Raw genomic sequence first — 21,822 nt, 5'->3', positions numbered from 1 at the left:
GAAGGATGGAGCTCGGAAGCAGGGACAGCAGCAACCGCAACACCATGTCGCAGATCAACGTCACGCCGCTGGTGGACGTCATGCTGGTATTGCTGGTCATCTTCATGGTAACCGCGCCGATGATGCAGCAGGGAGTGCAGGTCAATCTGCCCAAGGCGGATACCAAGGCACTGACTCCCCAGGAAGAAACCGTCGTCGTTTCCCTGGAAAGATCGGGCAAGCTTTTCATAAATAAATCGGAAGTACCGTTCGGTGAGCTCAGATCCAAGCTGTCGGCCATGTTTGCCTCGAAAGCGAAAAAGGAGGTGTTTCTCAAGGCCGACAAGGACGTCCCCTATGGCGAGGTGGTAAAAACCATGGCGGAAATCAAGGGGGCCGGCATCGAGCGCCTCGGCATGGTCACGGAGCCTGTCCAGGGAAAATGACGCGCACGCTGAAGAGAAAAGAGCCGGGACCCGGGGGGATGTTCATCTGCTCCTTCCTGCTCCACGCCGCCTTGTTTTTCCTTGTTATGCAGCTCAACATCCTGTCGGGCGTGCAGGCCGACAATCCGCCGGTTTATTACGTTGATGTGGTGAACCTGCCGGTAGCGAGCCCGCGGTCCGGCAGTCCAGCCGGCAACGCGACCGGCGCCACCGCACCGGTCGCCCCCCCCACCCCGAAACCGCAGGCAGAGGAGATGAAGCTTCCGGCCAAGCCCACACCCACCTCCCGGCCTAAATCCACGACAGCAACCCCAGCCAGCGGAGCAAAGCCGGACCATCAGGAATCGGCACGGGATTTTGAAGAGCGGCTGGCCCGACTGGAGCGGGAAAACGAATCCAGGCACGCGGCTGCGGCTCTCGATGCCTTGCGCAAGAAAAAGACTGGCAGCGACAAAGGGCAGGCAGGCATGCCGGGGGCCACGGGGAAGGAGGCGGGGAGCGACTACTCCAGCTACATCCAGTCGCGGCTCAAGGATGCTTTCAAGACCACCATAGCTTTCCAGAGCAAGACACCCGAAGTGCGGGTACGGCTTACCATTAACAGAACCGGCCGCATCGCCCGGCAGCGCATCGAGTACAGCTCCGGCGACCGTTTGTTCGAAGATGCCGTCCTCCAGGCCATAGCAAAGGCCGAAAAGAGTTTTACGCCGCCGCCGGGTGGCCAGGATTTTGAGTACGGCTTTGTTTTCAAGCCTCAAGGGGTCGGGAAGAATTGAGAAAATTTCTTGTAGTACTATTGCTGCTCTGCGTACCCTCCTTTCTCCAGGCTCAACAGGGCTACCTGGAGGTCACCGCCCCCGGCAACCGGCAGATGCAGCTGGCCGTTGCCCAGCCCGTTTCTCTTTTCGGCGGGCCAAGCGCCGACATTGCCAAGGGAATCTCCGAAGTTTTCAGCTTTGACCTCACCCTGGCCGGTCCGTTCGCGGTAATGCCCACGCCACCGGCAGAAAGCAAAAGCGGCATCAGACCGGGCGAATTCGACTTTGCACCCTGGCAGGCTGCCGGAGCCAACCTGCTGGTCAAGAGCGGTTATACCGTTTCAGCAGACAGCCTGACCATTGAGTTCAGGCTATACGATGTGGCAAGAGGCAAGGAATTGGCCGCCAAGCGCTACTCGGGCAAACGTGCAGACCTGCGCAAGATCGTCCACACCTTCGGCGATGAGATCATGCTTGCCGTTACCGGCGAACGGGGTCCCTTCACCGGCAAGACCGCCTTTGTTTCCACGGCTACCGGGAACAAGGAGATCTGCCTGATGGACTACGACGGTTATAACGTGCAACGTCTGACCAAAAACGGCTCCATCAACCTCAACCCCGACTTCTCGCCCAACGGCAAGGAACTCATCTACACTTCCTATAAAAGAAGAAATCCCGACCTCTACCGCCGGGAACTGTTCAGCGGCACGGAGGCACGCCTTTCGGCGCGACCGGGCATTAACGTCACCGGCGCCTGGTCGCCGGACGGCAGCAAGATCGCCCTCGCCATGAGCAAGGACGGCAACTCGGAGATATATACCATCAGCAAGGATGGAAAACAGCTGGCCAAGCTTACCAACAACAGCGCCATCGAGGTTTCACCGGCATGGTCGCCTGACGGCTCAAGAATAGCCTTTGTCTCGGACCGGCTCGGTAAGCCGCAAGTCTTCATCATGAACGCCGACGGTTCCAACGTCAGCCGGTTAACCACCAGCGGAACCTACAACGTCAGCCCTCGCTGGTCACCCAAGGGGGACCGCATCGCTTACTGCCGCCAACACGGCGGTGGATTCCAGATATACGTGATTAACGCGGATGGCAGCAGCGACGTTCAGCTTACTTCCGAGGGGAGCAACGAGCATCCTCGCTGGTCGCCGGATGGCCGCTTCATCACTTTCAGCTCAACGCGTGGCGGCAAGGAAGCAATCTATGTGATGAGAAGCGACGGAAGCGGACAAACCCGCGTATCGAGAGGAAAGGGCGCGGATTCTCACCCTGCGTGGTCACCCCGCTGGTAACAAAAAAACTTTTCCGACCGCCGAGAAGAATGATTGAAAATGCCCCAGACTCATGTATAATCTTTTAACATTTTTGGCAGTTTCGAGGCATAGGCCTCTGATTAAAATCGATGCTATGAAAAGGAGAACGGAAAATGCGTAAGGGTATGGTAGGCTTGGTGACGGTTCTTTTTTGCGGAGCGCTTCTTGTGGGAGGCTGCGCCAAGAAAGAAATGGTAAAGGGTGAAGAAGGCGTCGTCCCATCTGCTGCAACTGAAAAGCCCGCTGTAACGCCCCCCGCCAAGCCATCGATGACTGAAGAAGTTGTGAAGGAACAGCCTATAAAGGAGGCGACGACAATCGCTGAAGCAAGCATCAAAGAACAGCCCGTGACTGCCGTAGCCGCCACTGAGCTGGGAAAAGTTTACTTCGACTTTGACTCTTTTGTTCTCACGCAGACCTCGCGCGATATCCTGTCCAACAATGCCAAATGGTTGCTGAAAACCGGACGGGCGAAGGTCCAGATTGAAGGGCACTGCGACGAGCGAGGTTCTGACGAATACAACCTCGCCCTCGGTGAAAAACGTGCCAAGTCAGCCATGAACTACCTGGTGACCCTGGGGGTTCCCGCTGACCAGCTCAGCGTCATCAGCTACGGCAAAGAAAAGCCCGCCGACCCGGGCCACAATGAAGCTGCGTGGGCTAAAAACCGTAGGGCTGAATTCGTCATCATCAAGTAGTCAGTTTCTTTTTAACCGCAAAAGGAGCCCTCTTGGGCTCCTTTTTTATATGCAACGCCGTCATCATAATCCCCTGCAAGGCATATGGGTGTGATGGTATTTTGCGGCGGCTGTTTTTTTATCAAAGAAGGAGGATTTGCCACTATGCAGTTCATCAGAAGGTGGTCACCCATCGTCCTGGCGCTGGCCCTTTCGGCTTGCGCATCGAGGGAAACCGTAGACAATGTGCAGCGCGACATGGACGAGATGAAAACCCGGATGTTCAAGATGGAAAAGGACATCGGCGGGATGCGCAGCGAAGCGAAAGAAGGCATCGACAAAACCATCAAGGACGTTCAGAATGAGATGGATAATCTACGTAAAGGAAGTGCCGACCTACAGGCAACCCTAGACAGCGCCAAGGTCGACATGCAGGTCCTGACCGGTAAGGTTGATGATGTCAGGCTGCTGGCCCAGAAACCGGCAGATGATCTCGCTCTGTTGAAGGAAGATACCGACCGGCGGCTAACCGCCATGGAAGAACGTCTGTTGAAGCTGGACAAATCTTTTGAAGAACTGCATAAAACACTGGCTGAAGCTAAGAATAAAGAGATGGAACAAGCGCCTGATGCGCTCTACCAAAGGGGACTAGACACACTCAAGGGGGGCGATCCACAGAAGGCCAGGGAGTACTTTACAAAATTCATCGAACTGTTCCCCAAGCATGAATTGACTGCAAACGCACGTTACTGGCTCGGAGAAACATATTACCATGAAAAGAAGTACGACCAGGCGATTCTGGAATTCCAGGAAGTGATAAAGAATTACCCCGGCAAAGAAAAAGTTCCGGCTGCCATGCTAAAGCAGGCCATGGCTTTTAAAGAGTTGGGAGATGCAAAAAGCGCCAGGTATGTTTACAAGAAGCTGATCGAAGATTCGCCCTATACTGATGAGGCCCGAATTGCCAAGGAAAAGCTGAAGGAGCTGAAATAGAAAAAGGCGGGGGAAACCCCGCCTTTTTCTGTTGGTATGCAAGGAGCCGGGCTGTTATGCAACGGTCTCTTTTTTCTCTGTCACGTCTTTTTCTTTCTCAGCCATCTTCTCCTTTTCTGCAACTTCCTGCGCTATCTTTTCCTTTTCATCAGCCGCCTGGGACTCCTCCTGAACACTCTGCTTGAAGTCATCAGTGGCCCGCTTGAATTCGGCCAGACCACGGCCCAAAGATCGGGCGAGATCGGGGAGTTTCTGCGATCCGATCACAACGAGAGCGATCACAAAGATGACAATCAATTCCGGCATCCCTATTCCGAACATAGCGTACCCCACCAGTTATGACTATACGTTGTTGAGAGAGCGGATGGCATTAGCCGGGAACCATTTCCCCGTTCTGCGAATCCTGACAAAATAATAGAGGTTTTGCCGGGCAGTGTCAAGCAAGGTTATTTAAGGATTTGACATAAACCGGAACATTGTCTAATATCTTCACTATTTTGTAAACATTGCGCAGGCAGGCATCAAAGGAGACTTCAGGGGATAGCCATGTACCAGGATGAAATCAAGCATGAGATAAAAACCCTCCTCGGCGAGCGAAACGGGATACTCTTGGCGCATAACTACATGCGTGATGAAGTGCAGGAAATCGCCGATATTACCGGAGACTCTCTCGGGCTCTCAATTGAAGCGGCAAAGACGGATGCATCGGTCATCGTCTTCTGTGGGGTTCATTTCATGGCGGAATCAGCCTCCATACTCGCCCCGGACAAGACCGTACTCCTGCCGCGGCTCGATGCGGGATGCCCGATGGCCGACATGGTCACGGTGCCGGAACTCCAGGAGTTGAAGGCACGGCATCCCGGCGTGCCGGTGGTCACCTATGTCAATTCATCCGCCGCGATCAAGGCGATCAGCGATATCTGCTGCACCTCCGCCAATGCGGTCAAGGTGGTCAAGTCCCTGCCGGAATCCGAGATCATCTTCGTTCCAGACCGTAATCTGGGCAGATACGTGGCCCGCTTTACCGACAAGACCTTCCATTACTGGGACGGATACTGCCCGACCCATGAGCGGCTGAAGCCCGATGCAGTCATCCGCCTCAAGCAGGAATTCCCCGACGCCCTGTTTATCTGCCATCCCGAATGCAACCCGGAAGTGGAAGCGCTGGCCGACCACGTCTGTTCCACCACAGGCATGTATGACTATTGCAGGAAAAACCCGGCTCGACGCTTTATTATCGGCACGGAGGCGGGGATTCTCTACCGGCTGAAAAAAGAGAATCCGGACAAGGAATTCATTCTGGCATCGCCTGCGCTCGTCTGTCCCAACATGAAGCTGACCTCTCTGGAAGATATTCTGGAGTCCTTGAGAACCATGACACCGGTGGTCAAGGTGCCGGAGGAGATCAGGATTCCGGCAAAGCAAGCGCTGGACAGGATGCTGGCCATACCCAGGGACTAAATTCATGCGACGTACCGCGGTTTTTTGTTCACGCAGCACGCAGTACGTCGCACGAGGTAAACCATGATCCGTCCATTCCAGGGGATTGCTCCCCAGATCGACCCGACCGCCTTCATTGCCGAGACTGCCGTCGTTATCGGTGACGTCACTATCGGACCACAGAGCAGTATCTGGTATAACTGCGTGGCGCGCGGCGATGTAAATTTCATCCGGATCGGCGCCCGCTCCAACATCCAGGACCTCTCCATGCTTCACGTCACCCACAAAAAAAATGCTGACGACCCCGGTGCACCGCTCATTATCGGCGATGACGTTACCGTCGGCCACAGCGTCACCCTGCACGGCTGCACAGTAGAAAACGGTGCATTCATCGGCATGCAGGCAATCGTCATGGACAAGGTCGTCGTCGGTGCGGGAGCGCTTGTCGGTGCGCGCGCACTGGTAACCGAGGGTACCATAATTCCGCCCCACACGCTGTGGGTCGGCTCTCCCGCCAAATACAAGCGGGAACTGTCATCCGACGAAGTTGCCTGGCTGCAGCGTTCAGCCGGGAACTACGTGAAATATGCCCTGCAATATATCAATGATGCCTCCTGATTACCCCGGTTGCTGATGATGACGTGCAACAAGCTCCAGATACTCATAAAACGTTTTGCCGTTGCAGCGAAAGCCCATTACGTCGCAATGGAAGAGATGGATGCGGAACGGGCCGAGCGCCAGGCCGTTGTCATCTCCCGCCTGTTCGAAGGAATCGTCCGGGAAGGGGATGCAGGGAGAGATGCACTGCTCGCCTTGACGGACGACGACAACCCGGCGGTTGCGGGAATGGCGGCGGTCTATTCCATGCGCTACTCCCCGGAGCGCTGCATCCGGATGCTACGCCGCCTGGCCGCGGAAGAGGGCCTCTTGGGATTCAGGGCAGCAATGGCCCTGCAAAAATGGGAGGCGGGGGAATGGGAGATCGGCTGATGATGCCGCATAATGTCAATGCCGCTGGGAACATCTTCCTGGACATATTCCGGATTCTACTCGATCGCTATGGGCCTCTCCACTGGTGGCCGGCGGAAACCCCTTTCGAGGTATGCGTAGGGGCAATCCTCACCCAGAATACCAACTGGGGCAATGTGGAAAAGGCGATAGGCAATCTTAAGAAGGAAGGGCTTTTATCTGCGGAAGCGATGAGGGACGTGCCGGTTGAACGGCTTGCGGAGGTAATACGGCCAGCCGGCTTCTTCAATGTGAAGAGCGCCAGGCTGAAGGATTTTGTCGCCTGGCTTTTCATGCGCCATGACGGCAAATTGAAACAAATGTTCAGTGGTGACTGGCAGGACTTGCGGAAGGAACTCTTGCAGGTGCGCGGAATCGGCAGAGAGACCTGCGATTCGATTCTCCTCTATGCCGGCAACAAGCCTTCTTTCGTGGTGGACGCATACACCAAACGGCTCTTCGCACACCTGGACGTCATCTCGGAAAAAGCCGATTACGAGGAGATTCGTGCCCTGTTCATGGAGAACCTTCCGGAGGATGTGGAGATGTTCAACGAATATCACGCCCTGATCGTACAGCACTGCAAGGAACATTGCCGGAAAAAACCGCTCTGCCCGGGGTGCGATCTGCATTTCTCATGCAAGGCCGTTTAACATGGCTTCGACCCGGTTTCTCCCCCCCTGTTTGGCTCTGTAGAGGGCTTCGTCGGCCTGCCTGAACAGGGAATCCACGCAATCCACCTTCCCCGACGGATAGGATGCAACCCCGAGACTGACGGTAATGGTGAGCCCCTTCAAAGCACCCCCGAAGGAAATATCCTGCACGGCAACGCGGCAACGTTCGGCGAACTGCAAGGCGTGGTGCAGAGAAGTCTCCGGCAGCACGACCACGAATTCCTCTCCGCCGTAACGGGCAGAAACGTCATAGCGGCGCACCATGTTTTGCAACAGCGATGCAACCGCCACGAGGACATTGTCCCCCTCAGGATGGCCGTAGGTGTCGTTCACCTTCTTGAAATGGTCGATATCCAGGAGCACGAGGGAAAGACCGTCACCTTTGCGGGAAGCCCTCAGGAACTCCCGCTCCAGCGCCTCCATCAAATAGCGGCGGTTGTGGAGATGGGTGAGTGGATCGGTATTGGAAAGATCCTTCAGCAGCTCGTTGGAGCGTTTCAGCTCATCCTGAAGCGCCTTGATCTTCAGCTGCACCTTGACCCGCGCCACCAGCTCACCTGCATCAAAGGGCTTGGTAACATAGTCGCACGCCCCCTGCTCCAGCCCCTTTATCTTCAGGTCACGGTCTTCCCTGCCGGTAAGCATGATAACGGGAATATCCCTCAGTTCCTCGCGCGTCTGCAGCATGGCGACAAACTTGAAGCCGTCCATGCGGGGCATTTCCAGATCGCAAAGAATGAGGTCGACACGGGAATTGAGAATGGTCTTGAACGCGTCAATGCCGTCGCCGGCCTCAAGGTACTGGTCGAAGAGTGAAACTTCCCTGAGGGTGCGGACGATCTGGGCGCGTACTTGATCGGAATCGTCGATGATGAGGATACTTGTCGGCATAGTCGCTATGATTACAGAATTCGCAGGAATAAAGTCAAGAGAATTTGACGCTTGCTGCGAAGAAAGTCCGGCGGGGTCAGCCGAACGCCAGATCGAGGAACTGCTTGAGAATGGCGGCGGTGAGCGGCCAATGCAGCCCTTATTTTTTCTTTCAGCTCCATATGAAACGTTCGAAGTTCGAGGTTCGAGGTTTACAACGTAGAACATCGAACATCGAACGTCGAACCGCTTTCAAAGCACCGGCTCTTTTGCGCGGCGTTTCATTTCCGCTATTGTGGCGGCGTAATCGTCACTGCCGAAAACAGCGCTCCCGGCCACAAAAACATCCGCCCCGGCATGGGCAATGCGGTCGATGTTGGATGCCTTGACACCGCCATCAACTTCCAGCTCGGTCTCAAGACCCTTCTTGTCCAGCATTCCCCGTAAGGCCTGTATCTTGGGAAGACAGGCATCGATGAACGACTGGCCGCCGAAGCCGGGATTGACGGTCATCAACAGGATCAGGTCGAGCTCTTCGAGAATGTAATCGAGAGTGTGGAGGGTCGTGGCCGGATTGAGCGATACGCCGGCCTTTTTCCCGAACGATTTGATGAGCTGCACGGTGCGATGCAGGTGATTGGTGGCCTCGGCATGAACGACGATGATATCGGCCCCCGCCTTTGCGAAATCACCGATATAGCGGTCGGGGGCGTCGATCATCAGGTGGACGTCAAGCGGCAGCCTGGTTACCTTCCGCACTGCCTCCACCACCAGCGGCCCGATGGTGATGTTCGGCACAAAGTGGCCGTCCATGACATCGATATGGATATAATCGGCGCCCGCCGCCTCAACCGCCCGCACCTCGTCGCCGAGCCGGGAAAAATCAGCGGAAAGTATCGATGGCGCAATCTTTTTCATAAAACCTCCAAAATGGAAAGACAAGATGTCTAAATTTTCTTCAGCCGTGCGGCGAAAAAGCCGTCCATCCCTTGCCGGTGCGGCCAGCCGCGGAAGCACCCCTGCGGCGTAATAAGTTCGCCGTATGCCGGAAAGAGGACGCGTAAATCTTCTAGCACAAAATCACTGTGCCGCGAAAGAAAATCGTCGATGACCGCTTCATTTTCCTCCCTGGTGGTGGAGCAGGTGGCGTAAAGGAGAATACCGCCACGCTTCAGGTAGCCGGCCAGGTTTTCCAGGATGGTTTTCTGCCCGCGGACGAGCTCCGCCACGTCGGCAGCCGTCTTCCACCATTTCCCTTCGGGGTTTCGCCTGATGACGCCGAGCCCGGAACAGGGGGCATCGAGAAGAATCCTTTGAAAACGGGCGTCCTTGATGGAGTTCAGGGGCCTGGCCGTATTCAGAGGCACGGTCTTGATGCAGGAGATGCCCAGCCGGGCGGCGTTTTCCCCGATGAGGCGGAGCTTGCGGCCGATCACGTCACAGGCGATGATTTCGCCGCTGTTCCCCATGAGCTGCGCCATGTGGGTCGCCTTCCCCCCCGGTGCGGCGCAGGCGTCCAGCACCTTTTCCCCCGGCTCCGGCGAGAGGAACATGACCGCAAGCTGGGACGACTCGTCCTGGACCGTAAACAGGCCATCGCGAAAGCTTTGCAGCCTGGCGACCGAACCTGCCGTGATGATGCGGACGCCGAGCGGCGAAAAGCGCGTGGCTTCGCATTGCACCCCCTCAGACGCAAGCCGCTCCATGAGCTCCTCACGACTCGTCTTCAGGGTATTTGTCCTGATGGTGAGCGGCGGAGGTTCGGCCATTGCCTTGGCCAGGGACTCCGCCTCGGCAAAGCCGAGCTGCCCGATCCATCCGGCCACAAGCCAGGATGGGTGGGAATAAAAGGTGGAGAGATAACCGACCGGGTCCTTCTCTTTATCCGGGTAGGCAATGTCGTCCCGCTCCCGGTCGGCGCTGCGCAGCACTGCGTTGACGAAACCGGAGGCCCGCGGCGCCAGTACTTTTGCCAGCTTGACCGTTTCATTGACTGCTGCTGAGACGGGAACCCGGTCCAGGTAAAATATCTGGTACAGCCCGATGCGGAGGAGGACCAGCACCGATCGCTCCAGCCGCTCGCTCTTTTGCTTGGAAAAGCGGTTGATGATGTAATCGAGGGTCCCCTGACGGCGCAGCACCCCGTAAACCAGCTCGGTCAGAAGCCCCCGGTCCGGCCCCTGGAGAAAGCCGGAGGACAGCTCCCGGTCAATGAGGATATCGGCATAAGAGCGCTCTTTATCGATGCGCAGGAGGATTTCAAAGGCGGCGCTGCGTGGATTGGTGGTGGACAAATTTGGCTCCCGTTTATTGGATACAGCTTTGATTTCGTTATACGACGCTGCCCCATTATAAGCATTCCGGGCAAAACTGCAAGGCTAGGAGTTTGTCGGACTTAGAGAATCGTAGCGAGAGGATGGAAAATCGAGGACAGATTTTCGGAAATTTGAGAGCTAATGGTGGACCTATTTGTCGAAAATTTACGGAAATATGGACCGATTTGCCATTCTCGCAGTAGATTCATTCCTAAGTCCGACAGACTCCTGGCGACACAGGCTAGCGACGCATTTCTTGACATCGCCCCAAGTCGGGCTAATCTTAGACTCAGGATGTCTTTATTCTTTTCCACGGAGGTCTGGCCATGATTAAATGGGAAACGGAAATGAGCAAGGCCCTTGCCCGGGGACAAGCCGAAAAACGGACGATACTCCTCGATTTCTTCAACCCCGGCTGAATCGGCTGCAAACAGATGGATGCGGTCACGTATCCCAATGCAAAAGTCATAGATTTCATCGACCGGAAAATTGTGCCGTTGCGGGTCCCCGCTGATGCCCAGCCGCTCTCCACCGAGTTCAAGGTCATGTGGACCCCCACCCTGGTTTCACTGGATTACTACGGCAGGGAACATCACCGGACCGTCGGATTCCTCCCACCCGACGAGCTGGTCCCCTCACTGCTGCTGGGGATGGGAAAGACCGATTTCGACACGGAGCAGTTTAACGACGCAATACTCCACCTGGATGAGATATTGTCCAGCTATTCGAAAAGCGCAGCCGCACCGGAAGCGGTCTACCTGCGCGGTGTCTGCCGCTTCAAAAGCAGCCACGACGCCAAGCCACTGAAGGAAGCCTACGAAAAACTCGCGTCCGATTATCCGGACAGCGAATGGGTCAAGCGGGCTCAGCCATACAGCCTTCTCTAAATCGGGTGTTGACAGGGGGTGGCGCTTTCGTCATTCCCTTTTTTATGATAATATTGATGACTCCCGGCCCATGGTATAATGCCTGAGGAGGCGGTTTGGATCACGTTTTACAGGGACTTTTCTTCTGCTCGCTGACTGCCCTTGCGCTTCTTTCAGCGGGCCACGCCCTGCTGTTGAAGCGGGACCCCCGTTCCGCGCTGGGATGGATCATCGTCTGCCTGACCCTCCCCCTCTTCGGCCCACTGCTCTATTGGAGCATGGGAGTAAACCGCATCTCCCGCAAGGCGCGCCAGTGGCTGGAGAGCGGCCGGCGTCTGGCAGGGTGGGAAAACTTTTCCCCCCGAAATACCCGGCAAGCGGCAAGCACCCTCCCCCCGGAAGCGAAATACCTGAACGAACTCCGCTCCCTCTCCGACCGGGTAGTCAGCACTCTACTCGTTCCGGGCAACCGACTCACACCGCTGGAAAACGGTGAGTCTGCCTATCCCGCCATGCTCGATGCAATAAACCATGCAACCCATTCGATAAACCTGAGCACCTACATATTCGACGGAGACCCGACAGGGCGCAGATTTGTGAAAGCCCTGAAAGACGCTGCGGCAAGAGGCGTGGAGGTGCGCATCATTATCGACAGCCTCGGTGAAAAGTACTCCCGCCCCACCGCGCGCAAACTTCTGAAAGGCTCAAAGGTAAGGGTCGGCCGCTTTCTCCCGCTCCGACAGGGTGGATACGTAAATCTGCGCAACCACCGGAAGATCCTCGTCGTGGACGGCTCAAGGGGCTTTACCGGCGGAATGAACATCGGCGACCGGCATATGGTGAAGAGAGACAGCGGACCACCGGTTGTTAAAGACATGCACTTCATGGTCGAGGGACAGGTGGTAAGCGACCTGCAACGGACCTTTCTAGAAGACTGGTACTTTGTCACCGGCGAACTCGTCAAAGACAAGCGGTTTTTCCCCACCATCTCCCCGGCGGGGGGAGCGCTGGTCAGGGCTGTAAGCGACGGACCGGACAAGGAATTCAGGAAGCTCAACTGGATCATCATGGGGGCGCTTTCCTGCGCCAGAGAGAGGGTGCAGATCATGACCCCCTACTTCATCCCCGACCGTCCGCTGATCTCTGCCCTGGTCACTACCGCACTGCGCGGGGTTGAAGTAACCCTGGTGCTGCCGTCGCTGAACAACCTCCCCTTTGTCCACTGGGCCGGCAGGGCTTACCTCTGGGAGCTCCTGCAGCAGGGCATAAAAGTCTATTATCAGCCGCCACCTTTCGTCCATACCAAGCTGCTATTGGTGGACAACATCTGGAGTCTGATCGGCTCGGCAAACCTGGACCCGCGCAGCCTGAGGCTGAACTTCGAGCTTAACCTGGAGGTGTATGACGGGGAGCTTGCGCGGCAACTGGCGGACAAATTTGCCGCGGCTGTGGCTGAATCAAGGGAAGTCACGCTCACCGAGGTCGATAACGCCAGGAGCATTCCGGAAAAGATCCGGGACGGGATGGCAAAACTCTTCTCCCCCTACCTGTAATTCCAATTTCAAATCAAGGATGAAATCAAGGCGGCGAGGAGTGAGGCGACGAAGGCGTACAGATAGTACGTTGAGGAGCCGAAAACGAGCCAACGAAGATATCGCCTTGATTTGGAATTGGAACAAAACTGGGGTATCTGCTGTCGTTCCTTTACACAACGGCTTTTTTTACCGTGCTCCCGCGCAGAAACCGGATAAGGAAGAGGAGTGGCGCGATCCAGACCGCCAGCATGCCGAGTGCGCTCAAGATGCCGACCGCATAATAAGAGATGGTGGGAGTACTCGATGACCGCCTGATCCAGGCCACGAGGTTGAAAAGCTCATAACCGCTCATGAATACCAGCCCGGCCCAGGCAGCCCATTCCAAGGCATTGCGCGCCCAGGCGCGAAGTTTCAGGAACTGTGACCCGGCGACCAACGCAACCGCACCGAACACAATCTGAAACGCAGGCAAAAGGCCGAATTCGAGAAAAAGCGCCGCCGTCGTACGCGGCTCTTCGAGGGTTGCCGGATCGGCAGCTTCCATGCTGCTCACGGCGTAGAAGGCGTACAACCCCTTGCAGCCAAAGATCAGCAACAGGAGCGCAACGGCAACGACTGTCCAGCCGGCAAACTGGATCGCCGGTGGGATGTCGGCCACGGCCGGTGCTTCGGCCTGGGCTTTGGGCACGTCTTCAATTATTCCGTATTTGCGGAACGCCTTCTCCTCTTCGAGGCGGAGCCGTTCCTCCTCCCGCATCCGCTCCTCACGCTGACTCTTGTCCCGGAGTTTCGCGTTGTATTCCCTGGCCACGAGCCCGCATTTCGGGCAGATATCGAACGTTTCATCGGAAAACGTAGAGTAATGGCACCCCGGGCAGATGCTCATGCAGTCGCCGCTCTGCCACCCGGATGCTGCATCCCTCTTCACCCGGAAGGGGGTCTTGCATTTCGGACAGTTCATCATGATTCCCTCCGCGGGAACCTTAGCATCACTGATCTGGCCGCTAATCTTACAATTCGGGCATTGTATCTTCATGCTTTGGTCGTCCTATCATCACTTTGAATTCAATTGTCGGAGTTGATGAGTTATCAATTATGCGCACGAACATAGACATCTTATCAGATATGGTGCACCGTGGCTACACGACTGATAACAGCCGTTTGATGGACAAAAATACACCTTAACATGTCGCGGTGTCAACGCCATAAGCCTCTAAAGGCCGGCGGCTTCCCCTCCCCCATGCAAGGGGCGCCGCCTATTAAGTCCGTGACTTCCTTTTTCAACTTTTCTGTCGTTTTCATGTTGAATACCCATCAATCATTTTCTGCATAGAATTTCCCATCCCTATGGGTTGGACTCTTCCACCGCTGTATCTCCTCAAACGCCCGAAATGCCTCCTCCGCATCGGCGGCAGCGACCAGCGCGGAGCCGTAGGCGGCTTGCTGGAAGAGACGGGTAATGGCAGCAACTTGATCAGACAGGAATTTAAAGCGCTTGGCGAGGAGTAGCTCGTACTCCAGCGGCGTGACATGTGGTGCCCGTGCTACTCCCCGTGCGGCAAAGTGCCGCTCCATCTCCCGGTAGCAGAGGCGCAGAAAACGCTGCGGGTCCCCATCGCGGGCCCGGCGCAGCCGCGCGAGACGCCAGGCCGGCTCGAAATAGCGCCACAGGTACCAGCCCCCGCCAGCGGCGGCGAGGAGTAGCAGAATAAGCATCCACCCCACCCGGAGAAACCAGAACCAGAGGGAAAGACAGGCCAATTTCATCATTGCGAGGGTGGCCATGAGGGCCAGCCAGAGCTTAAGCAGTACCGTCCAGATCTTTTGCAGAAGCTGTGTCCACCAGGAATGCCGGTGCTTGCGGATCAGGTTTTCGGCGCGGTCGCCCAGATAACGGACCAGCCCGGTGGCAACGAAGAGCCGCTGGCTTCGCTTCGGCAGCTCGAAGCTGGAGGTCGGCTCGAAAGTGACCCAGCCGTGCGGCTCCAGGTATGCCTCCACCCAGGCATGGCCGTCCGACTCCCGCACCTCGTAGTAGCCGGTGACCGGGTTGTAGCGGTTGACGTAGAAACCGGTGACGAGCCGGGCCGGGATGTGGAGGGTGCGCAGGATGACCACCATGGAGGAGGCGAACAACTCGCAATGCCCGGCCTTCAGGTCGAAGAGAAACTGCTCCACAGGATTGCCGCTCCATTTGACCCCCATGGTATCGCGGGTATAGGCGAAGTTATCCCGCAGGTAGGCTTCCACTGCCTTCGCCCGTCCGAGGTCATCCGTGGCCCCCTTGGCCATGTCGCTGGCAAGTGCGCGCAAGCGCTCGGAGATATCGGGATAGAGGGCAAGATAACGGCCGTCCGGCGTCCACCCATCATCACCGGCCATGGACGCCCCGCTGCAGGGATGCTTGTCCACCTCCTCCAGGTGGGAGGCTACGGAGTATATGGTTCCCTTGCGGAGCCGGGCAGGAGCGCGCAGGGCAAGGGCGCCGTCGGTCTCGATCACGTTCCCCGGAAAGGAGACGAGGATCGGCTGGTAGGCGGCGAAGATGAACGGCGGGAGATCCTGGCGTACGGTGAAGACCTGGAGCGTATCGCCGGGTTGAGGCTTTGCGCCGAAGGTAAACCGGCCATCCCGGTTATAGTGTTTCTCGGCGCCGGCGCCGCTATCCTCCCAGCGGCGGCCGTCAAAGGTGTCGAATACCTTGCCCCTTGCATAGAGAGGGTTGTCCGCCTGGAGATAGAGAACCACCGTATCGGGGCGGAGGGCGCACTCCCCGACTTCCGCGACGTCGAACCTGTTTTGAAACCCGCCGTACTCGGAAGAGTTAACCTGTCCTTGGGATGCTTCGACCAGTTGGCGGCGGCTCATGTCGGACTCCCCGTTGCCATCGTCGTTTTGCCCTTGGCCATCCTGGCGCGGCATCTTTGCCTCTTCTTCCCAGTGACGGTTATCGTAGTTCCAGTTACTCGATGCCGGGAATGCCTGCACCCGGGGTGACGGTGGCCGCGGCACCAGCAGGTAGATACCGAAAGCGAGTGCAAGGGTGAGTAGCGCCAAGCCGATTCCCTTCACCGGCAGGTTCATCCGTCGGCTGAGGAGATCCCGATCCCCGCCATGGGCATGGGTGAGGCGGGCATCGATGTGATCGGTCATGAAGGTGAACATTCCCGCCAGGGCATAGAGAACGATAAATGCGATGAAGTACCCCTCCATTGCCTTCCCGGCTGCGTAGAGGAGGAGAACGAGGGAAATCAGGCAGGCGAAGTTCAGGTCGCGGCGGGTGGCGAGAACCAGGTTGCGCCCCGCCTGGAGGGTGAGGAGCAGCAGGATGAGTCCCGTCTCGACGCCGGAAAAGGCGAAGCCGCCGAAAAAGAGAACAAGGGCGAGTCCGGCGCCGCCGTTGGCGAGCTGCTGGAATCGCTCCTCGTTGTCCTCACCGAACCTGCGGCAGAAATAGAGGCCGGCGCCATAGACACCCCCCCAGAAGAGGGTGTAGGCAATAGCCTGGAGCGGCGGCGCTACGGCGCACATGGCAGCCGTCACGGCAGTCATGAGGAGAAAGTATATCCCCAGGTAAACGGGGGGGTACTGGATGCGCTCCGTCATGCAAACACCTCCCGCAGATCGCTGCCCCTGGCCACGAAATAGACCGGTGCCCCCATGGCGAAGAGCTCCCGGGGGAGCGGATCTTCTGCCGGCCGGGAGAAAGAGAATTCGCCGGAGAAGCTCGCCCGGTCGAAGAAGACCGCCACCGGCCGCACCCGTTTTGCCCGAAGAAGACCGAGGGGATAGAGATAATCTTCGAGCGATTCGCCGCCGGAGAAAAAGAGGACCGCCGTGCTCCCGTCCCGCATAAGGTCGGCAGCGCGGACGATGGCTTCATGGTAGGGAATACGGCCATCGCTTTCCACCCGAGCCAGCGCATCGAGCAGCTGTGCCAGGTGGTGCCTGCCTCTCCCCGGCGGGACCACATGGGACCCCTTGCCAAAGCCGGCCAGCTGCACCGTATGCCCCCTTTCCAGGGCATAGCCGGCAACGGATGCGACGATCCGCACCCCGTATTCCAGGGTCGATTCCCGCTCCTCCCCCACATCAGCATCACGGTGGAGATCGAGAAGAAGGGTCGTCTCCGCCGAAACGCGTACCTCGAACTCTTTGACGATGAGCCGGTCATGTCGTGCCGTGGAGGGCCAGTGGATATGGCGCAGACTGTCCCCCTGGCGGTACTCGCGCGTGCCGAAGAAGTCGTCACTCCCCCCCGCCCGTGCCAGGGACTCCATGCCGCTCGTCACGAGGGTTCCAGTCGCAATGAGGGGAAAGGAGGCGATCTCGAACATGAACGGATAGACGAGGAGGGTGTGGAGGGACGGGTCCCCTTCCCGCTCCGACCAGGCTATTCCCAAGGGATAGGCGGAGCGGAGCCGGAGCGGACCGACCGTATAAAGGCCACGTTTGTAGCAGACAAGCCGGTAGCTGAAATTGCGCTGCGCCCGCCCCACCAGCCTGCCGGCAAAGACCAGCGGCTCCCGCTCGTGGGGAGCGGCGGCGGGAACGGCATCCACTGCCTCCACCATGAAGCGTGAGGCCCGTCCCCGGTTGGCCATGGTGACGCAGACCTCGATCTCCTCCCCCTCGAATGCCGCGGTCGGAAGCATGCGGCACACCTCGATACCTTTGAGGGCAAAACGGGGGAGAATGACGGCAACGATGACGGTGGCGCTAACCAGGGCGAACATGCCGTAGAGGAGGTTCACCTCCCGGTTCCAGGCGATGAGGAAGAATACCGCCGCCAGGACGAGAAGGGCGTTGCGCCGGGTGAGCAAGCGTTCCAATCCGCTCATACCGGGGCAGGTATTCCCTGGAGGATCTCCTCCACCACCTTGGCCTCGGTCAACCCTTTCAGGCGCGCCTGGGGCTTGACGATCAAGCGGTGGGTGAGGACGTGACGGGCGAGGGTCTTGATCACCGTCGGCTCCACGAACTCCATGCCGCGCAAGAGAACCATCGCCTGGGCCGCCCGCATGAGGGAGAGAGAGCCTCGCGGGCTCGCCCCGACCTGAAGTTCCGGGTGCTTACGGGTAGCATTGACGATGTCGACGATGTAGGCGAGGAGCGAGCGGTCGATATGCGCCTCGGTCACCGCATTCTGCATGAAGCGCACGTGTTCTTCGGTGAGAACCGGCTTGATGCCATGGATCGGGTGCTCGCGGATCTGCATCTCCATCACCCGCACCTCCTCGTTACGGGCCGGATAGCCAACACTCACCCGCATGAAAAACCGGTCGAGCTGAGCCTCTGGGAGCGGATAGGTTCCCTGCAGTTCGATGGGGTTCTGGGTGGCTACCACCATGAACACCGGCGGCAGCGGCCGGGTAGTGCCATCGGTAGTCACCTGCCGCTCCTCCATGGACTCCAGGAGGCTCGACTGGGTGCGGGGGGTCGCCCGGTTGATCTCGTCCGCCAGGAGGAGGTTGGTGAAGACCGGCCCGGGACGGAAGTCGAACTCGCCGCTCTTCTGGTTGTAGATGGAGACGCCGGTCACGTCCGACGGCAGCAGGTCGGGGGTGAACTGGACCCTCTTGAAGTCCAGCGACAACGAGCCGGCGATGGCACGGGCAAGCATGGTCTTGCCGAGGCCTGGAACGTCCTCGATGAGGAGGTGGCCGCGGCAAAGGAGGGTAATGATCGCCAGGTCGATCACCTCCTTTTTACCGACGATTACTTGTTCGATGTTGTCCGAGAGGGCGCGGAGTGCTTTCTGAATGCGGGGATCGGGCATTGGGGGCTCCTATGGAGTGAGATTATTTTTCTATATATTCGTAGATTTTGTTTCCCCGCTTTTGCCTCTTACCCCTCATACTGCGAACCGCCAAAGGCAAGCATCGGGAAAAAGAACATCGGCAAAAAGAATAGCCCAAGGCCGAACAATGCGCCTCTGCCAAATTTTTCGGCCAGAGCGAGCATGGCCAGGAGAAGGAACACAAAGCCGACAACGGGGATGAACAGCAGGACCAGCCACCATCCGGGCTTGCCGGATATTTCCATCAGGACGTACATGTTGTAAATCGGTATAATGCTTAGAACGCCTGATTGACCTGCCTTTTCGAATACGACCCACATGGAAACAACAATCAGGAGGGAAACGGCCAGCAGGAGGAGCAGGTATCTGAGGCTCCTTCCCGCAGTTTCTGCCCTGTTTTGCGGCATGGCGCTCTTCTGAGCCTCAATGGCCTTTTTTAACAGTTCGGGATCTTTCTTCTGTATTGCCTCGGCCATCATTTCCGCAGCTTGCCGACTCCGACGCTCCATCTCTGCTTTGTCAGGGGGCAAAGAAGGATCTGCGGAAGCGGATTGAGCCGATTCAGGCTGAACTGGTTCTTTCGCCTCCGGCGCGGGGGCGGGAGCAGGAGACGGAACCGGTTTTGCTGCGAGTGCCGGAGCAGCTGCTTGTGGCCGGACCGGATTTGCTGCTGGCGCAGGAGGCGCCGCCGTAACGGGAATCGTTGGCGCTGCGGCAGCCAGTGCCGTAGCGCTGGGTGGCACAACAGCGCGGGCAGTTTTTTTTCGTAGGACGCGATGGGGGTTTTTCTTGGCTTCGGGGAAGGTCCGTTTTAAATCTATTTCGCTCCGTTCAAAATCGACGACAATGTCCCGGTTCACCTTGACAATAACCTGGCCGCCCCGCCGCCAGATGGATTCGCAATCTATGATGCCGCCATCCGTCATATAGACCTGCTTGCCAAGGCAGACCCCCGCCAGCATCAGCCACACAAACATTATCAGAACCATATTCCGCAATAATGCTTCCATCTTACCCTCCCGAGCCGCTGTGACTGATTCAACAAGATTCTTAACTTATCTTTATATCAGGTCCCTACCATATCATCTTTCACCTTTTCCTTACCCCGCCTGGCCGGAGCCGGTTTCGGCGACGACGCAGCCACTGAAGGATAAAAAAAAGCCTATCCCCGAAAGGGTAGGCCTGTCTCCATCACCTATTCGGCAGCCCCTCTATCCAGTTGCAACTGGACAGGTAGCTTTGCGTCACACGGTTGCCCGTGCTTTGCCTTTTCGTCGGTTTCCGAAATATTCTTGATTTGACTTGATACAACCGCTGCCGAGCAACTGTCAACAGAAATGTCTCATAAACACAATTTATTCACCCACGGTACATTAATATCGACACAATCGGCCTGCATGTTTTCTCGGAGGCATGTCTTGAAAAGATGGGCGGGCAAATCAGTCCGTATCGGCAAACTTGACCAGGGTCCCGCGCCTGGCGCCGTAGCGGAAGACGGTGATCCCCTTGCACCCTTTTTCGTAGGCGAGCAGGTAGGCGCGCGCCACATCCTCTTTCTTGGCGCGGTTGGGCAGGTTGATGGTCTTGGAGACGGCGTTGTCGGTATATTCCTGAAAGGCGGCCTGCATCTCGATGTGGTGTTCGGGAAGGATTTCCAGCGCCGTCCGGAAAAGCCTTTTCACCCGGGAGGGAATTCCCTTTACCTGGCGCAGGTTCCCCCGTCGCATCACTTCCTGAAACAGCTCAACGGAGTAAAAACCCTGCTCTTTTGCCATTTGCAGGAAATATTTGTTAATCTCGACCAACTCGCTATCCAGGACAAAACGCTTGTAGGCAAGGGCGAAGAGAGGCTCGATGCCGCTTGAGCAGTCGGCGATGGTGGAGAGGGTCCCGGTAGGGGCGATGGTGGTTGTGGTGGCGTTGCGCAGCCGGGGCATGTGCGGCGCATCGTAAATTGAGCCGGCGAAATTGGGGAAGACGCCACGTTCCTTGGCCAGGGCGCAGGAGGCCTCCCTGGATGCGTCCCGGATGAAGCGCATCACCTCCCGCGCAAGCCTGAATGCCTTCTCGTGGTCATAGGGGATTCCGAGCAGGACCAGCATGTCCGCCCATCCCATCACCCCCAGGCCTATCTTCCGGTTCCCCTTGTGCATCCGTTCAATGGCCGGCAGGGGGTAGCTGTTAACGTCGATGGTATCGTCGAGGAAGCGCACCGCAACAGCCACGTCTCTTCCCAGGGCATCATAGTCGATGACGCCGCCCTTCACATGGGCAGCCAGATTGAGGGAGCCGAGGACGCACGCCTCATAGGGGAGGAGCGGCTGTTCGCCGCAGGGGTTGGTGCTTTCGAAACTGCCGGCCGCAGGCGTGGGATTGGCCCGGTTGAGCCGGTCGATGAAGACCAGTCCGGGATCCCCGGTTTCCCAGGCGCTTGCAACGATCTCGCCGAAGACCTCCCCTGCCCGCAGACGCCCTGCACTCTTCCCTGTCCGGGGATTGACGAGCTGATATTCCCCGTCTGCCCGCAACGCCTCCATGTAGGCATCGGTTATTGCCAGCGAGATGTTGAAATTGGCGAGCTCCTTTGCATCCCTCTTGACCCGGATGAACTCCAGCACATCGGGATGGTCGATGCGCAGTATCCCCATGTTTGCGCCGCGCCGCGCCCCCCCCTGCTTTATCACGTCAGTGGCCGTGTTGTAGATCTTCATGAAGGAAACCGGGCCGCTGGCGATGCCGCCGGTGGAACGGACGATATCGGCCTTGGGACGTAGGCGGGAAAAGGAAAAGCCGGTGCCGCCGCCGCTCTGGAGAATCAGCGCGGCGTTTTTCAGGGTATCGAAGATTCCCGGCATGGAGTCTTCCACAGGGAGGACAAAGCAGGCGGCCAGTTGCCCGGGTGATTTCCCGGCGTTCATGATCGTCGGCGAATTGGGAAGGAACCTCAGGGAAGAGAGCAGCTCATAAAACCGTTCTTCCCAGTAACATGCCCTGTCGCCGTAAAATTTTTCCGCCTCTGCGACGCTGCGGGCTATGCGGCCGAACATTTCCCTGGGAGACTCGATGACCCTTCCTTGTTCATCCTTCAGCAGGTAACGGGCCCTCAGCACTTTTAGGGCGTTCTCTGAAAGCTCCATATGGA

Annotated in this window: 21 protein-coding genes and 1 riboswitch; of the genes, 11 read left to right on the top strand and 10 right to left on the bottom strand. The window is 57.6% G+C overall.

From position 1 onward, the window contains the following. Positions 1-5 precede the first annotated feature (5 nt). The 5 genes from tolR to ybgF all read left to right on the top strand — a co-directional run bounded on the left by tolR (position 6) and on the right by ybgF (position 4,172). Positions 6-425, top strand: a complete 420-nt coding sequence (gene tolR / locus GURA_RS01030; protein ID WP_011937150.1) for a protein TolR — start codon at positions 6-8, stop codon at positions 423-425. After that, a complete protein-coding gene (locus tag GURA_RS01025; protein ID WP_041245206.1) occupies positions 422-1,201 on the top strand; it encodes an energy transducer TonB in 780 nt (259 codons plus the stop codon). Before tolR ends, GURA_RS01025 begins: the two co-directional genes overlap by 4 nt. Beyond that, positions 1,198-2,481, top strand: a complete 1,284-nt coding sequence (gene tolB, locus GURA_RS01020; protein ID WP_011937148.1) for a Tol-Pal system beta propeller repeat protein TolB — start codon at positions 1,198-1,200, stop codon at positions 2,479-2,481. The genes GURA_RS01025 and tolB overlap by 4 nt, the downstream gene beginning before the upstream one ends. 134 nt (positions 2,482-2,615) lie before the next feature. Next, a complete protein-coding gene (gene pal, locus GURA_RS01015; RefSeq protein ID WP_011937147.1) occupies positions 2,616-3,200 on the top strand; it encodes a peptidoglycan-associated lipoprotein Pal in 585 nt (194 codons plus the stop codon). Positions 3,201-3,344: 144 nt separating this feature from the next. After that, the gene (gene ybgF / locus GURA_RS01010; protein WP_011937146.1) at positions 3,345-4,172 is read left to right on the top strand and encodes a tol-pal system protein YbgF; all 828 of its coding nucleotides are present in this window, start codon (positions 3,345-3,347) and stop codon (positions 4,170-4,172) included. A gap of 54 nt (positions 4,173-4,226) precedes the next feature. Here ybgF and GURA_RS25185 read toward each other — a convergent pair whose 3' ends face one another. Continuing rightward, the gene (locus GURA_RS25185) at positions 4,227-4,478 is read right to left on the bottom strand and encodes a twin-arginine translocase TatA/TatE family subunit (RefSeq protein ID WP_327049729.1); all 252 of its coding nucleotides are present in this window, start codon (positions 4,476-4,478) and stop codon (positions 4,227-4,229) included. Between the two features lie 240 nt (positions 4,479-4,718). Here GURA_RS25185 and nadA point away from each other — a divergent pair, with 240 nt between their 5' ends. The 4 genes from nadA to GURA_RS00985 all read left to right on the top strand — a co-directional run bounded on the left by nadA (position 4,719) and on the right by GURA_RS00985 (position 7,273). Further along, positions 4,719-5,633, top strand: a complete 915-nt coding sequence (nadA, locus tag GURA_RS01000; RefSeq protein ID WP_011937144.1) for a quinolinate synthase NadA — start codon at positions 4,719-4,721, stop codon at positions 5,631-5,633. 63 nt (positions 5,634-5,696) lie between these two features. Continuing rightward, positions 5,697-6,230: a gamma carbonic anhydrase family protein gene (locus GURA_RS00995; protein WP_011937143.1), complete on the top strand. Its 534-nt coding sequence runs from the start codon at positions 5,697-5,699 to the stop codon at positions 6,228-6,230. A 15-nt stretch (positions 6,231-6,245) separates the two neighbouring features. Next, positions 6,246-6,602, top strand: coding sequence for a hypothetical protein (locus GURA_RS00990; protein ID WP_011937142.1), 357 nt, complete (start codon positions 6,246-6,248; stop codon positions 6,600-6,602). Further along, on the top strand, positions 6,587-7,273 hold the full coding sequence (locus GURA_RS00985) for an endonuclease III domain-containing protein (protein ID WP_011937141.1): 687 nt from the start codon (positions 6,587-6,589) through the stop codon (positions 7,271-7,273). Before GURA_RS00990 ends, GURA_RS00985 begins: the two co-directional genes overlap by 16 nt. Here GURA_RS00985 and GURA_RS00980 read toward each other — a convergent pair. The 3 genes from GURA_RS00980 to rsmB all read right to left on the bottom strand — a co-directional run bounded on the left by GURA_RS00980 (position 7,256) and on the right by rsmB (position 10,458). Next, positions 7,256-8,185: a diguanylate cyclase gene (locus tag GURA_RS00980; RefSeq protein WP_011937140.1), complete on the bottom strand. Its 930-nt coding sequence runs from the start codon at positions 8,183-8,185 to the stop codon at positions 7,256-7,258. The genes GURA_RS00985 and GURA_RS00980 overlap by 18 nt on opposite strands. Before the next feature lie 231 nt (positions 8,186-8,416). Beyond that, positions 8,417-9,082: a ribulose-phosphate 3-epimerase gene (gene rpe, locus GURA_RS00975; RefSeq protein WP_011937139.1), complete on the bottom strand. Its 666-nt coding sequence runs from the start codon at positions 9,080-9,082 to the stop codon at positions 8,417-8,419. Between the two features lie 29 nt (positions 9,083-9,111). After that, positions 9,112-10,458 carry a 16S rRNA (cytosine(967)-C(5))-methyltransferase RsmB gene (gene rsmB, locus GURA_RS00970; protein ID WP_011937138.1) on the bottom strand — a complete coding sequence of 449 codons (1,347 nt, stop codon included), beginning with the start codon at positions 10,456-10,458 and terminating at the stop codon, positions 9,112-9,114. Positions 10,459-10,913: 455 nt separating this feature from the next. On the opposite strand from rsmB, the gene GURA_RS00965 reads away from it, so the two are divergent. Further along, positions 10,914-11,366 (top strand): hypothetical protein, encoded by a 453-nt coding sequence (locus tag GURA_RS00965; protein WP_011937137.1) that lies wholly within the window; start codon positions 10,914-10,916, stop codon positions 11,364-11,366. Positions 11,367-11,461: 95 nt separating this feature from the next. Continuing rightward, positions 11,462-12,898 (top strand): cardiolipin synthase, encoded by a 1,437-nt coding sequence (gene cls / locus GURA_RS00960; RefSeq protein ID WP_011937136.1) that lies wholly within the window; start codon positions 11,462-11,464, stop codon positions 12,896-12,898. A gap of 151 nt (positions 12,899-13,049) precedes the next feature. Here the strand turns inward: cls and GURA_RS00955 are convergent, their stop codons facing one another. The 6 genes from GURA_RS00955 to GURA_RS00930 form a co-directional block, all read right to left on the bottom strand. Continuing rightward, a complete protein-coding gene (locus GURA_RS00955) occupies positions 13,050-13,916 on the bottom strand; it encodes a zinc-ribbon domain-containing protein (protein ID WP_011937135.1) in 867 nt (288 codons plus the stop codon). 278 nt (positions 13,917-14,194) lie between these two features. Continuing rightward, positions 14,195-16,486 carry a transglutaminase TgpA family protein gene (locus GURA_RS00950; protein WP_011937134.1) on the bottom strand — a complete coding sequence of 764 codons (2,292 nt, stop codon included), beginning with the start codon at positions 16,484-16,486 and terminating at the stop codon, positions 14,195-14,197. Next, positions 16,483-17,721, bottom strand: a complete 1,239-nt coding sequence (locus tag GURA_RS00945; protein ID WP_011937133.1) for a DUF58 domain-containing protein — start codon at positions 17,719-17,721, stop codon at positions 16,483-16,485. The genes GURA_RS00950 and GURA_RS00945 overlap by 4 nt, the downstream gene beginning before the upstream one ends. Next, positions 17,718-18,659 (bottom strand): AAA family ATPase, encoded by a 942-nt coding sequence (locus tag GURA_RS00940; protein ID WP_011937132.1) that lies wholly within the window; start codon positions 18,657-18,659, stop codon positions 17,718-17,720. Before GURA_RS00940 ends, GURA_RS00945 begins: the two co-directional genes overlap by 4 nt. 68 nt (positions 18,660-18,727) lie before the next feature. Continuing rightward, entirely contained in the window at positions 18,728-19,690 is a 963-nt protein-coding gene (locus GURA_RS00935; protein WP_011937131.1) for a DUF5684 domain-containing protein, read from the bottom strand. Between the two features lie 188 nt (positions 19,691-19,878). Next, a riboswitch (cyclic di-GMP riboswitch) is annotated at positions 19,879-19,958 on the bottom strand. Between the two features lie 161 nt (positions 19,959-20,119). After that, entirely contained in the window at positions 20,120-21,817 is a 1,698-nt protein-coding gene (locus GURA_RS00930; RefSeq protein ID WP_011937130.1) for an adenosylcobalamin-dependent ribonucleoside-diphosphate reductase, read from the bottom strand. Positions 21,818-21,822: the final 5 nt, after the last annotated feature.

The sequence above is a fragment of the Geotalea uraniireducens Rf4 genome, from assembly GCF_000016745.1.
Classification (GTDB): Bacteria; Desulfobacterota; Desulfuromonadia; order Geobacterales; family Geobacteraceae; genus Geotalea; species Geotalea uraniireducens.
Note: the sequence above shows the minus strand (reverse complement) of the source record. Positions and strands in the feature narration are given on the sequence as shown.